The 15,535-nt window shown below is 50.5% G+C and carries 15 protein-coding genes; all 15 read right to left on the reverse strand.

Going from position 1 to position 15,535, the window contains the following annotated elements; all coding sequences use genetic code 11:
• Positions 1–46: 46 nt before the first annotated feature.
• The 15 genes from DQG23_RS08750 to DQG23_RS08820 all read right to left on the reverse strand — a co-directional run bounded on the left by DQG23_RS08750 (position 47) and on the right by DQG23_RS08820 (position 15,498).
• Positions 47–865 (reverse strand): GNAT family N-acetyltransferase, encoded by an 819-nt coding sequence (locus DQG23_RS08750; protein WP_113030423.1) that lies wholly within the window; start codon positions 863–865, stop codon positions 47–49.
• Between the two features lie 39 nt (positions 866–904).
• Positions 905–1,513, reverse strand: a complete 609-nt coding sequence (locus tag DQG23_RS08755; protein WP_113030424.1) for a sugar transferase — start codon at positions 1,511–1,513, stop codon at positions 905–907.
• Between the two features lie 47 nt (positions 1,514–1,560).
• Positions 1,561–2,304: an N-acetyltransferase gene (locus tag DQG23_RS08760; protein ID WP_113030425.1), complete on the reverse strand. Its 744-nt coding sequence runs from the start codon at positions 2,302–2,304 to the stop codon at positions 1,561–1,563.
• Positions 2,301–3,590: a glycosyltransferase family 4 protein gene (locus tag DQG23_RS08765; RefSeq protein ID WP_113030426.1), complete on the reverse strand. Its 1,290-nt coding sequence runs from the start codon at positions 3,588–3,590 to the stop codon at positions 2,301–2,303. Before DQG23_RS08765 ends, DQG23_RS08760 begins: the two co-directional genes overlap by 4 nt.
• On the reverse strand, positions 3,587–4,270 hold the full coding sequence (locus DQG23_RS08770; RefSeq protein ID WP_113030427.1) for a WbqC family protein: 684 nt from the start codon (positions 4,268–4,270) through the stop codon (positions 3,587–3,589). Before DQG23_RS08770 ends, DQG23_RS08765 begins: the two co-directional genes overlap by 4 nt.
• Positions 4,267–4,902, reverse strand: coding sequence for a PIG-L deacetylase family protein (locus tag DQG23_RS08775; protein ID WP_113030428.1), 636 nt, complete (start codon positions 4,900–4,902; stop codon positions 4,267–4,269). The genes DQG23_RS08770 and DQG23_RS08775 overlap by 4 nt, the downstream gene beginning before the upstream one ends.
• Positions 4,899–6,080: a glycosyltransferase family 4 protein gene (locus DQG23_RS08780; RefSeq protein WP_113030429.1), complete on the reverse strand. Its 1,182-nt coding sequence runs from the start codon at positions 6,078–6,080 to the stop codon at positions 4,899–4,901. The genes DQG23_RS08775 and DQG23_RS08780 overlap by 4 nt, the downstream gene beginning before the upstream one ends.
• Positions 6,081–6,104: 24 nt before the next feature.
• A complete protein-coding gene (locus DQG23_RS08785) occupies positions 6,105–7,289 on the reverse strand; it encodes a glycosyltransferase (protein ID WP_113030430.1) in 1,185 nt (394 codons plus the stop codon).
• Complete coding sequence (locus DQG23_RS08790; protein WP_158560363.1) at positions 7,216–8,604, reverse strand: O-antigen ligase family protein; 1,389 nt, start codon at positions 8,602–8,604, stop codon at positions 7,216–7,218. Before DQG23_RS08790 ends, DQG23_RS08785 begins: the two co-directional genes overlap by 74 nt.
• Positions 8,605–8,688: 84 nt before the next feature.
• Entirely contained in the window at positions 8,689–10,035 is a 1,347-nt protein-coding gene (locus tag DQG23_RS08795) for a nucleotide sugar dehydrogenase (protein ID WP_113030432.1), read from the reverse strand.
• Positions 10,032–11,186, reverse strand: coding sequence for a DegT/DnrJ/EryC1/StrS family aminotransferase (locus DQG23_RS08800; protein WP_113030433.1), 1,155 nt, complete (start codon positions 11,184–11,186; stop codon positions 10,032–10,034). Before DQG23_RS08800 ends, DQG23_RS08795 begins: the two co-directional genes overlap by 4 nt.
• Positions 11,183–12,214 carry a Gfo/Idh/MocA family protein gene (locus DQG23_RS08805; RefSeq protein WP_113030434.1) on the reverse strand — a complete coding sequence of 344 codons (1,032 nt, stop codon included), beginning with the start codon at positions 12,212–12,214 and terminating at the stop codon, positions 11,183–11,185. The genes DQG23_RS08800 and DQG23_RS08805 overlap by 4 nt, the downstream gene beginning before the upstream one ends.
• Positions 12,215–12,248: 34 nt before the next feature.
• The gene (locus tag DQG23_RS08810) at positions 12,249–14,060 is read right to left on the reverse strand and encodes a polysaccharide biosynthesis protein (protein WP_420330215.1); all 1,812 of its coding nucleotides are present in this window, start codon (positions 14,058–14,060) and stop codon (positions 12,249–12,251) included.
• Positions 14,061–14,078: 18 nt separating this feature from the next.
• Positions 14,079–14,762, reverse strand: a complete 684-nt coding sequence (locus DQG23_RS08815) for a CpsD/CapB family tyrosine-protein kinase (RefSeq protein WP_113030435.1) — start codon at positions 14,760–14,762, stop codon at positions 14,079–14,081.
• Positions 14,755–15,498 (reverse strand): YveK family protein, encoded by a 744-nt coding sequence (locus DQG23_RS08820; RefSeq protein ID WP_113030436.1) that lies wholly within the window; start codon positions 15,496–15,498, stop codon positions 14,755–14,757. Before DQG23_RS08820 ends, DQG23_RS08815 begins: the two co-directional genes overlap by 8 nt.
• Between the last annotated feature and the right edge of the window lie 37 nt (positions 15,499–15,535).

Below are 15,535 nucleotides of genomic sequence, written 5' to 3' on the forward strand. Positions count from 1 at the left end.
CACGTTATGTATCATGTCAATCTATTTCGTACAATTTCTCTTGTCCTTATCTGTTCAGCTGAAGCCGAACGCTCCCGCATACCGGAATTGGCTTTAAGCCGTTTTCCGCGTCCGTTTGCTGAGACAGAATAAGCAAAGAACGGTTGTCGTCGAGCAGCGCGAGACTTTGCAGCAATTCGGCATCGATCCGGCTTGTATTCGTTGTAAAGCGGAACCAGCGATCGCCGAGCCTGCCGACGACTACGGAACCCCCTCCGATTTTCACCCTGAAACTGGAGAAGCCGAAGCGCTCCTGGGAAGCTTCAGCTTGGGGATAGTCTTCCAATATGAAGCCGGAATCGTTCTGGAGCCAAGCATCTCCGCTTCTTTCCGAAGGAAGCGAAACCGCTGCGGATTCTCTCGATATGACGGAATACGGATTGGGGCAAGTCAGATAAAATTGCCGCATAACCTGGATAAACCCTAATCTTTCATACCATCCTATCGTATCGGGAGCCCAATCGAACGCATCCAGCGCAACCGACGACAGCTTTTCCTCAGAAGCCAGACGTATTCCGAAATCAACCAGTATTCTTCCGACTCCGGTCCCCCTGCAGCCGGGCTGAACGAATAAGTTATTTAAGAACATTGCGTTCTCCAAGCGGCGCCACTCCGCAAAGCCGAGCAATTCATCCCCCAAATACGCCCCGATCAGTATGTTAGGACGCATGCGGGCCGGCAGATTTTCCAAGTACAGCAAATAGTCCGTGTACCCGGCGCAAGAGAAAATCGTCAAATCGAATACTTCAGGTCTGATCCACGATGCCGTGTATTGAGGTATTTTCGCTATATGCTCCCTTTTCAAAGCCAGCAGCTCAACATTCATGTATTGTTGCTCCTTTGGAGATTTGTTCCGTAACAGGCTTTAGGGCTGTTGATTCATGGAACGTTCCCTGTTCAAATCCGCTTTGGCCATGCTTGTGACAATACTAATGTCGTCCTGCCGAATCACTTTGACGATCGTCCTGAAAAAAATTTTCATATCCAGGGCAAACGACCAGTTTTCCACATAATGTACGTCATGTTCCAATAGACTGTTCCACCCGAGCGTGTTCCGTCCGGAAATTTGAGCGAGACCGGTCATCCCGGGTCTAACGCTAAACCTTAGTTTTTCCCTCTCGGTATAATACGGCAAATATTGCATCAACAGCGGGCGCGGGCCTATCAGACTCATTTCTCCCTTAACTACGTTCAGCAGCTGCGGGAATTCATCCAAACTGAATTTACGAATGATGTTGCCGAAGGGCGTTAGCCTTAACTCATCGGGCAGCAGCTCCCCTTCATCGTTCCGGATGTCTTTCATGGTGCGAAATTTGTAGATCGTAAACGGCTTCATATTCAAACCGGGCCTTACTTGTAAGAAAAGTACCGGCGACCCTAAAAATATTCGAATAAGCAAGGCCACGATAAGCAGCAGCGGAGCAAACGCCACAAGCAAACCGGTCGCTACAACCAGATCGAACACCCTTTTCATCGACTCACTGCCCCCATTTTTCGTTTAAGACGAGCGTGTTGTGCAATCTACTGATTTTCCAGCAGCTGTTCTTCTGGAACATTGCGGAATTTACGCGCGGGTATTCCGGCGACAAGCTCCCTCGAAATAACGTCCCTCGTCACTACGCTCCCAGCGCCGACAGTGCCGTCTTCCTCGATGACGATACCCGGTAGCGTTATCGCGCCGGCTCCGATGCGTCCTCCGTTTTTGACCGTAACGCCTTTCATTTTGGCAAACCGCTCCTTCGTTCGTCCCATGTAATTATCGTTGCTGGTCACAACGCATGGTGCGATGAATACATAATCGCCAAGTACGGAGTATGCGGTAATATAACAGTTGGTTTCCAGTTTGCATCTGGCTCCGACGGTGCAGTCGTTCTCTACGGAGGCTCCTCGCCCGATTATCGTACCGCTGCCTATGGCGACCCGCTCGCGAATCGTGGCCAGATCGGCAACAAACACATCGCGCTCCAGCTTCGTACCGGCGTAAACAATGGAGGAGGTGCCGATGATGCATCCGTCGCCGATCACGGCAGGCGGTAGAGCTGACGTTTGTTTTAATATGGAATGTTTCGCCTTCGTCGGCTGTTTGCCGATGACGGCATGATCTTGAATGGTGACGTTGTCTCCGATAACCGTATCGTCGTAAATGACGACATGGTGTCCGATAGTAACGTTATGCCCGAAGGTAACATTGCGGCCAAGAACCGCGTATTCTCCAAACGAAACATGATCGGTCGTATGACGGTCCGCTGCTTGTGCTCTATTCATGCTTCCAACCCCCGCTTATTCGATATTTGCTGCTGTTCCGGCTGTTGTTGAACGGCATCATGCTTCAAAACGTTATGGAGCGTTTCGGCAAGCGTCTTCCAAGAATGATGCTTCTCTGCGTATGCCCGCGCCCGGCTGCCTAACGACCGTCGCAGTAATTCGTTATCCCGCAGCTGACATAAGGTTTGCGCCAGTTCCTCCGGGCTTTGGGCAAGCAATCCGCCTTCCGCTTGTTCCAGCGTCGAAACCTGTTTTTTGCCGAGAACGAGTGTCGGCAAGGAAGCCGCCATGTAATCGTACAGTTTATTGAAGCTCATGCCCCATTTGTATATGCCGGCATCCTTCAGACTGATGAGACCGGCATGCGATCGTTTCAGCAAAAGGGGAATCGCGTTTTTGTCGATCGGCGAAATAAAGGTCACGTTGGTCAGATCCGAATTTTTGGCGGTTTGCATAAGCTTCTCTTTCATGGGCCCGTTGCCAGCGAAGAGGAAATGAATACCGGCCTTCCTCTTGTGCAATACGCTTGCCGCTTCCAATAAAACGTCCAGGTTGTCGGATACGCCATGAGACCCGGTGTAAACGGCGATGAATTGCCCTTCCAACGCCTGAAGCCGCCGCTCGACCTCCTGCGGCAAGGCCGTACCCGGCTCGGGCGAGTCATACCGGTTCAAGTCGACCCCGTTGGGCAAATACACCACCTTATCGGCGGAAATGCCCCGCTGCTCTACATATAAATGCGCTTTGTCGAACAGAAGAACGATACGTTTAGCTTTCCTATACAGAAATAATTCCAATGCGCTAAGCAGCAGGACGACCGGGTTGTATTTACTCACTTTCCCGAAGTCGAGCAGCGTTTGGGGCCATAAATCACGTTCCTCGAAATAAAACGGACAGCCCTTCTTTTTGGCTACTAGGTAACCAATTAACGCAGCTAACGGATGCATCAGGGAACCGACTACGATGTCGGGCCGCTCCTTCCGTTTCAGCGCATGCCGATAAGCGCGAAAGGAATACAAAAACATATTCCAAACCCTTCTCCAATCGTTCTTGCGGTAAACGTTCGTTTTCAACCAAACGAACCGGACCCCTTCATACGATTTTTCTTTGACTTTCACGTCCGGTTCGGGGATTTGCTTATCCGCCGCAGTTTGATGCTGGAACGAGGAAGCGAATATCGTGACATCGCATCCTTTAGCCGCAAGCTCCTTCGAAAGGTCGTAGTGCCTCGTGCCGCCGCCGGTTCCCGGAGCCACTGCATAGTGGTTAAACAGCCATATTTTCATGCCGTAATCCTCCGCTCCAACGGTTTTTTTACATGAAACAAATAGTCCAGACCGCTTAACCCGCCGGCAAAAGCCCCATACCGCTGAGGATAGGGAAACATGTCGAACCGGTGATAGTCGACCCTGATTCCATACTCGTCAAAGTGACGTTCATCGAGATAATCCTTGCCGCTAGGCCCGGACAAATAGACGGTTCCGCCTACCGAGCGAACCAATTGACATAAAAGCTCGCTCCCGGAGCCGGAAGCCTCAAGCTCGGACGCTTTCATCATGGGCGTTTGAATTCCCATCGCTTCCCGCATCCACTTTATGCCGGGCTCCGTAAAATCGACGAGTTTGGCGCTATTCGTATTTTGATATAGATATTCGAGACAAGGGTAGATTTCGTTGAAATTTGGCGTCCCCCGGTAGTTCGCATCGATCGTTTTAAGATGATCCTTTTTCCAAGGCAGCGTATCCTTGCATTCGACATCGGAAGTCGGCTGTCCCAGCTTGCCTTTGGTAGCGACGGGAACGGTTAGCCATTGCGGTCCGTTAGCCCCTTTCAGCTGCACCCGGTTTTGAAAGCCGCCCTTCGTGAATGGAACATGATCGAGCAAAATGAAAGCGTCCGCTTGCATCATTTTGTCGAAGTAACCGAGCCATGGGAACAAATTAGGCTGATGGATCGTGACGATCATAGGCTCACCCTTACGACTTCATAGGCTTCGGCCAGCTCCGTTTTGATTTGGATGCCCCGAACGCTGGCGAGTCCCGTAATGAATTCTTTCGAGAAATACGTTCGTTCCAAGGCAAGCTGCGAACGATACATTTGCAGCGCGAGCCATTTGCGTTCCAGGTGGCGCCGCTCTAAACGAATGACGGCGCTCGCGCTGCTATGCGGCTGGTTCCAGGGGAGCTCATAACCGAAGACGGACACTTCCTTAAAAGCGCGAACGCCTTCCGCATGTATGACCTGATGATCCTGATGCACATCTTGCGAGGAAGGGAGAAGCACCAGATCCGGCTTGATATCGCGGCGCAGCTTGACGAGCTCCTCCAGTATTTCCTGGCGCTGGTAGGAAAATTTGCGGACCGGATAGTAATAAACGAATACATGCTCCGGTTTAACCCCGATAACCGCCATCGCATCGCGAAATTCGTTCTCAAGCGTATCAGGAGCCATACCGGCCGGGAGCGATTCCACCGCTGTGGAGAAAGCGGCGACATATACTTCCGATCCTTCTTCCAGCATTCTGGCGATGGTCCCTCCGCAACCGAGTTCTGCATCATCCGTGTGAGGAGCCAATACAAGTATTTTGCGGTAATTCATTCGGCAAACGTCACTTCCTTACCCTGTGATATCGTTTTATCGGTCGCGGAAGACGGAGCGAGCAGCCCATCGTAAAGCGCGAGCAAAACCGGCTCCTGGGTCTCCCAGCTGTATTTGTTCACTACCGCTTCCTTCCCGTTCCGTCCCATTCGAGCCGCTTCCTCCGGATGATCCGCCATCCATACGACCGTTTTTGCGATTGCATCCGTATCAAGCGGATCGATGCAAATCCCGCAATCATTCCCCTCGACGATTTCACGCCAAGTTTTAAAGTTTGTCGCGATAACCGGAATTCCCGCGGCCATATATTCGTATAATTTGTTCGGCTGAGAGTCGATATTGTGATGAACCGGATGATACAAAATCAACCCTGCAACAGCCCGCGCCATTGCCGCAGCGACTTCTTCGCGGTTTAACTGCCCGAGATCCTGAAGCTGCCTCCAGCCTTTCAGGTTTTGTGCCGCTTCTCGGTCGGCTTGGCGGAATGCAGGACCCGCGAACAAAAGCTTCACGTCCGTCATTCCGATGCCGTTTACCATTTCAAAAAGTCCGCGGTCGCGAGAAATTCCTCCTATATAGCATACGGCGCGTTCCTTCTCTGCTGACGACGTTTCCGCGAACTCGCTCAATAACGGATAGTTGCCGACGGTGACTACCCGGTTTGCATACCGCGAAAAGCGCCGGTTATTGTAGTCGGTAACCGTAATGACCGCGTCGAATCTTTTTGCGGCAAAATGCTCGACCTTTCCTGCCAGCCATGACACCGTTTTCCGTATAGGTTTGGGGATCCAATGCTTGGCTAGTATTTGCTTGGGAACGTCCTCATGGACGTCGTATATGACTTTCTTGTTTGCCATTTTGAGCAGAAGGCCAACGGGAATCAGTTCGGGGTCGTGAAAATGATAGATGTCCGCTTTTTCCTTAAGCGCTTTCCGCCAAACCTCCCATACTGTCCCTACCATACGCTTGAGCCGGTTTGCCGGCTGTTTGAGCGGGAGCAGACGGACGCCTCTGACCGTTTCCTCCTTGTCATGCTTTACGATGAACGTTACGTCATGTCCCGCATTCGCCAAGGATACGGCTTCTTTATAAAAAATACGTATATCGTCCGCATCATGAACGGAACTGAGTATGCAAACTTTCCGTTTATGCCGCTGCCGATCGGTATCCGATTTCATAGGTAACGCCCCTTCGCTTTAACGTTAATCGCCTGACGCCGCCAGATGGTTCCGCATCGTATTCTCATACGTCTGCATAAGCTTTATGGCATTCGCTTCAACGTCATATTCCTCGCGTACGTGCCGGTTGAAACGAATTGCTTGCTCGCGGGCGGCTTCTCTGTCGTACCGTAACTCCTCGATCGCACCGACGATCTGCTCGATGTTGCGGGGGGCGATTTGTTTCCCCCTGCCGCCTGCAAGAAGATCTGGCACGCCACCCACTCGGGTGGCGATGACCGGAATGTTCACGGCACCCGCTTCCACCAGTACCGTAGGCAGCCCTTCCGTATAAGAGGGTAGAACGAGGACATCGCATGCCGCCATATAAAGTGCTACTCGATCGTTCGGCTGCTCGCCGGCCGCAATGACATGCGGGGTACGTTTCACCTCGTCAAGCAATTCCCTGCCGCCGACGAATACGCCGTTCACTTCTTTCGGGTCGATTTGCTGAAGGGCGGCAAGAAGCTCGCGTATTCCTTTAGAGGCAACCAGATGTCCTACGTAAAGAACCAGAAACTTGCCTTCCGGCAATCCGAGCATATAGCGCGCTTCCGCTTTATTCGGCACCCGGGAGAATGCTCCCAGATCGATGCCTATCGGCATTACAGCCGGCTCCCTGCCGGTCATCTCCATCGTACGCTCCGATAAGGCACGGCTTACCGCCACAACCTCCGTCGTCCGGTTTACCGTTTGGATGAACCGTTTTTTGGCCGTTTCATTATAATAGGGGTATGTATTGACATCGCATCCGTGCAGCGTCAAAACCGTAGGTACTCCCCACTGACGGCCTAGCTGCAAGGCGATCATCCCTTGAGGATAAGCGAAATGGGCATGAATCAGGTCGGGTCTCTGGAGCCTTAATCCCTTGGTCTTATACCCCATGATCAGATGGGGGGACGCCCACTTGCTCTGACCCGGAAAAGCCAAATACCGGGGGCGGTGTACGCGAACGTTACCTTCCATAGCTACGCTCGGCAGTTGACGATATCGGTTCCATTTGGAGGACAGGAGCTCCATAGCCAGAGGAACCGAAGGTGTGGGCGCTACGACTTCCACATTCACGCCCAATTTGACTAATGCCTCCGCTTGCGTTTTATGAAAAACGCCTGCCGACGGGCTTATTTCGGAAGGGTAGGCTTGAGTCAGCCAAAGTATGCGTTTGTTCACTTTTCTCCAGCTCCTTGGAATCCTTCGTTCGTTTGGATAGGCTCTGCAATCCGATTGCTACCGCCAAGATGAACCAAAAGTATTTTCTATTCCCGAGATCAAGGAAAAATCCCATCGTGATATAAGAAATCCCTATGGATTGAATCATATTCCAATAAGGGTGACTCCCTCTTCGAAGCAATTGGAACAAAATCAAGAGAAAGAACATTAGTCCGATAACGCCGTATTCCACTACGCTTGACAAATAAATGTTGTGCGCAACGCGCCCTTCTCCCTGGTAAGTAATATCCGGCGATACGAGCATCGTTCGGTCGATCATTTCCTTAGTAAACGATTTGGGAAAATTGCCGATGCCGACTCCGAAGACGGGCTGCTGCTGAAAGATCGTGAGGCCGACCTGCCAAATGCTTGTTCTGCCGGATCCGCCGCTGCTGACGGCATCGGAGGATCTGCTGGTAATAAAAGCGGATAAGCTCGGAATATTTATCGCGATCATACCGAGAAGTAGTGAGATAGCAAGCAAAGCCATCATTTTCTTGCGGTCCAGCTTCGGTATGATGACGAACAAGAGCGATAAAGCGATCCCCAGCCATGCGCTTCTGGTTCCCGATGCCAGAACGGCAAGCGAAACGATCATCATCATCAAGAAAAACAATATTTTGTAGCTTCGGGCGCGAGTCTGCATGAATTGATAAACGCAGAACAATAAGGCAGGCAGCAAAACCCCGGCGAAATGCGCTTCGTCCTGATTTTCGAACGCCTGAACGCGTATCGAAGCGGCTGACGAATTTGTTAAAAACTTTTCAACCGCCAACCCCGAGGTGATGACAGCCGAGCATGTATAAAACAGCATCATCCAGGGCAAGGCTTTGGGTTGTTCATGTATGGCATTGGCAATCAGTACGATCATCAGAAACTGCTGGATATACATTTTTACGGTGGAGGATGCCGTATGCTGATCGAGCGCCCAAATTACGCTGCACAGCGCCCATCCGAAGAACAGCCAAACCGGAAGGGGAATAATTTGAAGTTTGATTTTTTTCAACCGGGTCAGCAAATAACAAGCGGTAAATACGATGCCTGCTCCCCGGGTCAGCGAACCGATACCGGGAATGTTGATATCGTCGAACGGCAGCATGGCTGCATACAGGACAAGCATGGCAATCGGGAACCGGATGGAAACCGCTCCAATTACCAATATGGCCATACCGCCCACAAGCGGAATCAATTGATTGTAATACGTGCCGGCCGATACCAGCGACACGATTGCAGCCATTCCGATGATGAATTGAACGGTACGCCGATCGGCGAGCATTATGTACCTCCATACCATGCCATTCAACACTTCGTCCGCCCCATCTTTTTGTAATTGGTAGCCGAGAGCCGCCGGAGAATCGCCCTACAGGCGGTAATATTTCCCGTTCACTTTCCTGTTCTTCATGGCGTTTCTTGTATCGAAAATGACCTTCCCCGTTCTGCCGATCAGATCGTAGTCGAAACAAGAATGATCCGTCGTAACGACGACAATATCCGCTTCTTCCAAAGCTTGAACGGTCAAAGGAGAAGATTCGTAATAGGTTCCTTTGAGATGGTTTTTGCACGAAGGAACGAACGGATCGTTATATTTGGCGGCAGCACCCTTCTTCGTTAACTCCTCAATAATGGTAATCACGGGCGATTCGCGATAGTCGTCGATGTCTTTCTTGTAGGCCATGCCGAGTAAGAAAACCTTGGATCCGTTCAACGGCTTTCCTTCGTCGTTCAAAATGTGAGTGATGCGCTCTACTACGAACTCCGGCATACTGTTGTTGATCTCGCCGGCGCATTCGATTAGACGCGTATGATAATTGTACTCGCGCGCTTTCCAGGTCAGATAAAAGGGATCGATCGGGATACAGTGTCCGCCAAGCCCCGGACCCGGATAAAAAGCCATAAATCCGTACGGCTTCGACTTGGCCGCATCGATGACCTCCCAGACGTTTATCCCCATCCGATTGCATAGAATCGCCATTTCATTGGCAAGCGCAATATTGATATTCCGGAATGTGTTTTCATAGATTTTTTCCATTTCCGCTACAGCAGGGCTGCTTACTTCGAAAACCTCACCGTCCAAGACGGTGCGATACATCGTCGTCGCGATTTGGGTGCATGCGCTTGTAATGCCGCCGACAACCTTCGGCGTATTCTTGGTATTGTAATGCTTGTTGCCCGGATCGACCCGTTCAGGCGAATACGCCAGAAAGAAATCCACTCCGCAAATGAGACCGGATTGCTCCAAGATTGGTTTGACCAATTCTTCGGTCGTACCGGGATAGGTGGTGCTTTCCAGCACGACAAGCATGCCGGGATGCAAATATCTCGCGATTTCCTTAGCTGAATATTGTACATAGCTGGTATCGGGCTGTTGGTAGATGTCAAGCGGCGTCGGAACGCAGATGGTGACGGCATCGACTTGATCGATGAACGAATAGTCGGCCGTCGCCTGCAATTTTTTATCTTTCACGATTTGCCGCAGATCGTCGTCCACTACGTCGCCAATATAATTAATGCCTTGATTGACCATATCCACCTTGCTTTGCTGCACGTCGAAACCAATTACTTTGAAACCTGCCTTCGCCTTCTCAACCGCAAGAGGCAGCCCGACATAGCCAAGCCCGACTACTCCGATAACGGCTTGCTTGGTCAGCAGTTTCTTAATCAATTGCTCTGCAAGCGGAGATGCGCCCGTCGCTGCCGTTATGCTCATACCGCTTCACCTCTCTCTATGAAAAATGCCCGAACCGTCTTGAGAACGTACACTTGGTCGTCTTCGCTCATCTCCGGATACAAGGGAAGCGCCATAGTCCCTTCGGATGCGTGCTCAGCTTCGGGAAAGCTTCCGAAATGGAGATGGGCGTAAACCTCCTGCTTATGAAGGGGGATCGGGTAATAGATACCAGATGCGACACCTCGTTCGTTCAAGAAGCGGATCAGTTCGTTGCGGCGGCTCGTTTGGATAATATACAAATGATAAGTGGCGTATCGATCGTCTTGTTCGACGGGAAGGCGCAGCGGCAAATCGCGAAGACGTTCCGAATATAGGGACGAAAGCTCCCGTCTTCGACGATTCCAACCGTCCAAGTAAGGCAGTTTGACCTGGAGAATGGCTGCTTGCAGGGCGTCGAGCCTGCTGTTGTAGCCGATCATGGAATGATAGTACTTGGGGCTGCTGCCATGAACGCGAAGAATACGCATTTTGGCAGCCAAGTCATCGTCATTCGTTACGATCATGCCGCCATCCCCGCAGCCCCCCAGATTTTTGGTGGGAAAGAACGAAAAGCATCCTGCAATGCCGATAGAACCGGCAGGCTTGCCTTTGTAGCTGGCCCCCAGAGCCTGACAAGCATCTTCAATGACGGGGATTCCATAACGCCACGCAATGTCCATCAATTCATCCATATCGACCATCTGTCCGAATACATGTACCGGAATGATGGCTTTCGTTCGGGGAGTAATGGCCTCTTCAAGCTTAGCCGTATCAAGGTTGTACGAATCAGGCCGTATATCGACGAACACAGGGGTTGCGCCTGCCTGTGAAATGACCTCCGCAGAAGCAAAGAACGTAAAAGGCGATGTGATCACTTCATCCCCCGGCCCGATTCCTAGCGCATCAAGCGTGAGCAGAAGCGCGTCAGTACCGTTCGCAACGCCGATTGCATGCTTAACCTGACAATAATCGGCGACAGCCGCCTCGAACCTAGATACCGCGGGTCCCAGAATGTAGTTGCCACTGGCAAATACCTCGAGCACGGCTTCATCGATTTGTGGTTTTAAAGCATAATATTGGGCTACGGCGTCAATTAAAGGGACGCTACGGAACTGTTGTTGCTGGGTGTGTTGTTCGGCTGCATGATTCATACCCTTACATTCATCCTCTCTTCGAAAAGTGCACGCCCATCGGCATTCCGATACAAAGCCAATACCAGTTCAAGCGCGTCGCGTCCGTCTTTCCCTGTAACAATCGGCTCTCGGTCCTGCTCGATCGCCTCAATCATGTCGCGAACGATCAATTGATGTCCCGGCGTTCCGAACGGATTGGAAGCCACCTTGGCGATTGTCTGTTGGCATTCGACTTCATCCATGCCTTCAAAACGCCAGTGTTTAATCCAATTGGCGGTCTGGCCGCCGATTACAGCCGTTCCCTTCTCACCGAAAACGCTAATCGATTCTTCCAAATTATTCGGGTAAACGGTAGCAGCCGCTTCTATTACGCCAAGCGCCCCGCCGGTAAATCTGACTATGCCGACGGCTACATCCTCCGTCTCCATTGTCCTTAGCCTGGTAGCCGTGTAAGCCTGAACGCTTTCCACTTTACCGCCAAGCCACAGCAGCAGATCCATATTGTGAATCGCCTGATTCATCAATACTCCGCCATCGAAAGCCTTTGTTCCCCGCCATGCCGCTTGATCGTAGTAGGCCTGATTTCTGTTCCAGCGAAGCGTTGCGTTCATATGGCTGAGCTTCCCGAATTTTCCTTCCTCAAGCGCTTTGCGCATTTCCAAAACAGCCGGCCGAAATCGGTTCGGATGTACGACAGCCAGCTTAACTTCATTCGCCTTGCAGGCTTCTATCATCGCATCCGCATCCTCAAGCGTTAGCGCAATCGGCTTCTCTACAATGACATGCTTCCCGGCAACAGCCGCTTTAACGGCTAATGGGGCGTGCAGCCCGCTCGGCGTACAAATGCTGATGACGTCGATATACGGGTCCCGCAAAAGCTCATCATAATCGGAGAACGGCCGCGCACCATACTTGGATGAAAAATCGCTCAGGTTGATACGATTCGTATCACAGACGGCGTCGAGCATTGCTCCTTGTTCCGTTAAAATAGCCTCGGCATGCTTGCGGGCTATATGACCGCAACCGACAATAGCGAATCGGATCATCGCTGGCTCCCCCGTGTCTTTTTATCATTTTCCCTTAGGATACGTTTTGGAAAGTCGGCACGATATGCTTAAGCAGCTCGCGTATGATCGCATTATCTTCGCCTACCACTTTCTCAAGCTTCTTCATTTCAAAATCGAGTTCCGCCCGGTTGATGTTGACTGGCTGCCCAATAAATATCCGGTCGTGCTTGGTTGAACCGATTCCCTCTTCGTTCGTCAATAGCTCCTCGAACAATTTCTCTCCGGGTCGTATACCTGAAAACTCAATGCCGATATCGGTATAAGGCTGAAACCCTGACAATCGGATTAAATCTTCCGCCAAGTCGACGATTTTTACCGGTTTTCCCATATCCAGAATGAACACTTCTCCACCTTTTGCGTAAGCTCCGGCTTGAATAACGAGCTGAACGGCTTCAGGGATCGTCATAAAATAGCGAATCATTTCAGGATGGGTCACCGTTACCGGCCCGCCCATCGCTATTTGTTCTTTAAATCGGGGGATGACGCTGCCACGGCTGCCAAGTACATTACCAAAGCGGACGGCTGCAAAAATGGTTTTGCTGGTTTTGTCGAGGCATTGGATGTACATTTCCGCTATTCGCTTTGTCGCCCCCATTACGCTAGTCGGATTAACCGCTTTATCCGTGGAAATAAGCACAAACCGTTCGGCTCCGAATTGATCTGCGCAATCTGCGACATGTTTTGTACCGAGTACGTTGTTTTTGATGGCTTCCGACGGATTTCCTTCCATTAACGGCACATGCTTATGCGCCGCCGCATGAAAAACGACTTGAGGCGCGTATTTCTTGAATACCGACTCCATACGCTTCAAATCCTGGACATCGGCTATAACCGATTCCACCTGCTGCTGAGGAAACTGACGCTTCATTTCCATTTCGATTGCATATATGCTGTTTTCACCATGTCCAAGCATGAGCAGCTTTTGCGGACGATATAACGCGATTTGCCTGCACAACTCCGATCCGATCGAACCTCCCGCCCCTGTGACGAGCACGGTTTTCCCCTCTACATAATTCGCAATGCCCTGCAAATCTACTTTCACCGGATCGCGCCCTAACAAATCGTCAACGTCAACATTCCTAATTTCGTTGATCGAAACTTTCCCATGGATCAAATCTTCAATCCGTGGAATGATTTTTACTTTCACCCCAGTCGGTTTGCATATTTCGAGTAAGTTCGCAACCTCACGCTTCGACGCGGTTGGAATGGCTATAATGATGTCATCGATGCGATGCGTCCTTATCGCTTCTTGAACGATGCTTCTGTTCCCAAGCACCGGAAGTCCGCAAACCTCCCTCTTCTGCTTGGCCGGATCGTCATCGACAAAGGCAACGGGCAGCATTGCCGCTTCTTCACTGGCAAGAAGCTTTCTGGCCACCAGCGTTCCGCAATCCCCGGCTCCTATGATAAGCGCGCGATTTTTATTTTTCTTATTGCGCACCAACAGGCTCCTGTAAGCCCGCCATGCGAATCGAATCCCTCCCAAGGTCAGCAGCATGGTTTCGAACGATAACAGCGTAACCGACAAGGGAACATAGGAACCGCTTATGAAAAATGTGAATAGCAGCGAAATCGCACAGCTGATCAGCACTGCCCGTACTATCGCAGTCATTTCAATAATGCTGGCATACTGCCAGATTCTGTTATACAGATGAAACCCATACATGCTGACGATGCAAGTGATAACGGAGACAATGCAAAATGTGAGACATTGCATCAAATAAGAAGACGGGATGTTTCCTTCGAATCGGAACAAATAGGATGCCCATATGCTAATACTGATCAACAGCATATCTACGGTGAGGAGAACGGTTATTTTTCTCACACAACTACCCCTTAGCCCTCAATTATTGATCCCATAACCGGATAAATAGCGTTCTTCTTGGTTATTCGCATGATTCAGGATTGCACCGAGCATCCGAACGCCCGAGGCTTCAAATTCCTCTTTCATCTTCGCGGCCAGCCTGCTTTTCACTTTCCCGTTACCGACAACGAATACAAGTCCGTCGCATTTCCCGGCAAGCACCTGAGCATCCGTGCAAACGGAAGCGGGAGGCGAATCGATCAAAATGATGTCGAATCGGCCGGACAGTTCCTCAAGCAGCGCATTCATCCGTTTGGAACTGAGCAGCTCCGTAGGGTATATAGGGGTTCCTCCGGAGGTGATGACGGATAAATGCGGAATATCCGTTTCACGTATCGCTTCGGGAATCGTGCAGGATTGCTCCAATATTTGCATAAGGCCGGTTCGATTGGATTTCGCAAATATCTGGTGCAAGGAAGGCTTTCGCATATCGCAATCAATAAGAACGACTTCCTTCCCTTCCAACGCAAATGCAGCTCCCAAGTTTGCTGTCGTGATCGATTTCCCTTCGCCTTTAATACTGGAAGTGATTAAGATCGTCTTTATTCGATGATGTTCCAGTACGTAATTAAGGTTAGTGCGGAGCTTGCGATACGCTTCTTGAATCGGCGAGTTCGGAAACATGTCCGTAATAACGGGATACGTGCTTCGCGTCTTAAACATTGGCTACTTCACCTACCTGTTTCCGAGAGGTTCTTGCCGTGTGTTTTACATCCTTGCGTTTAATCTTTGGTATGGCGGCAAGCGTCGGAATGCCGAGACACTTATTGATATCGTCGCCAGAGTGAAGCGTATCGTCCATATACTCGATGAAGAAAAGAATTGCCAAGGAAGCGAGGAGCGAAACCGCGAATGCGATCACGATATTAAGCTGCGTATTGGGTTTAAGCGGCGGCGGCAGCGGCGCTAACTTCGCTTCATTTAAGACCGTTACATTATCCACCTTCATCAATTTCGGGATTTCTTCCTTAAATACCGACGAGATGGCGTTTACCGCTTTGGCAGCCCGTTCGTAGTTGGAATCTTCAACGACTAAAGTCATAACCTGCGTTTCGTTTATCGAGCTCACTTTGACTTTACGAATCAATTGCTCTGCCGTCATATTTAAATCCGGATACCGGGCCGATACGATTTCCATTATGGCGGTTGTCTTAATGATTTCTTTATAGGTATCGATCAATTTAATGCTCAAGCTGACGGAGTTGATGTCGAGCTGCTGGAGACCCGACGGGGAATCGTTCGATTTATTGACGATCACTTTAGTAGAAGCCGTATATACCGGTTCCAAGATATACATGCTGATATAGCCTGAAATAGACGAAGCCGCACCAACGAATAGAACGATAAGCCACAGACGTTTGAGCACCATTTTAAAGTATCGCTTCAGATCGACTTCCATCACTCATCCTCCAGTTAATCATTTGGAACTATCGGCA

The sequence above is a fragment of the Paenibacillus contaminans genome, assembly GCF_003285015.1.
Classification (GTDB): Bacteria; Bacillota; Bacilli; order Paenibacillales; family NBRC-103111; genus Paenibacillus_V; species Paenibacillus_V contaminans.

Coding starts and splice junctions, on each gene's coding strand:
- DQG23_RS08750 (WP_113030423.1), bottom strand. CDS start 865: ATGAATGTTGAGCTGCTGGCTTTGAAAAGGGAGCATATAGCGAAAATA.
- DQG23_RS08755 (WP_113030424.1), bottom strand. CDS start 1,513: ATGAAAAGGGTGTTCGATCTGGTTGTAGCGACCGGTTTGCTTGTGGCG.
- DQG23_RS08760 (WP_113030425.1), bottom strand. CDS start 2,304: ATGAATAGAGCACAAGCAGCGGACCGTCATACGACCGATCATGTTTCG.
- DQG23_RS08765 (WP_113030426.1), bottom strand. CDS start 3,590: ATGAAAATATGGCTGTTTAACCACTATGCAGTGGCTCCGGGAACCGGC.
- DQG23_RS08770 (WP_113030427.1), bottom strand. CDS start 4,270: ATGATCGTCACGATCCATCAGCCTAATTTGTTCCCATGGCTCGGTTAC.
- DQG23_RS08775 (WP_113030428.1), bottom strand. CDS start 4,902: ATGAATTACCGCAAAATACTTGTATTGGCTCCTCACACGGATGATGCA.
- DQG23_RS08780 (WP_113030429.1), bottom strand. CDS start 6,080: ATGAAATCGGATACCGATCGGCAGCGGCATAAACGGAAAGTTTGCATA.
- DQG23_RS08790 (WP_158560363.1), bottom strand. CDS start 8,604: ATGCTCGCCGATCGGCGTACCGTTCAATTCATCATCGGAATGGCTGCA.
- DQG23_RS08795 (WP_113030432.1), bottom strand. CDS start 10,035: ATGAGCATAACGGCAGCGACGGGCGCATCTCCGCTTGCAGAGCAATTG.
- DQG23_RS08800 (WP_113030433.1), bottom strand. CDS start 11,186: ATGAATCATGCAGCCGAACAACACACCCAGCAACAACAGTTCCGTAGC.
- DQG23_RS08805 (WP_113030434.1), bottom strand. CDS start 12,214: ATGATCCGATTCGCTATTGTCGGTTGCGGTCATATAGCCCGCAAGCAT.
- DQG23_RS08815 (WP_113030435.1), bottom strand. CDS start 14,762: ATGTTTAAGACGCGAAGCACGTATCCCGTTATTACGGACATGTTTCCG.
- DQG23_RS08820 (WP_113030436.1), bottom strand. CDS start 15,498: ATGGAAGTCGATCTGAAGCGATACTTTAAAATGGTGCTCAAACGTCTG.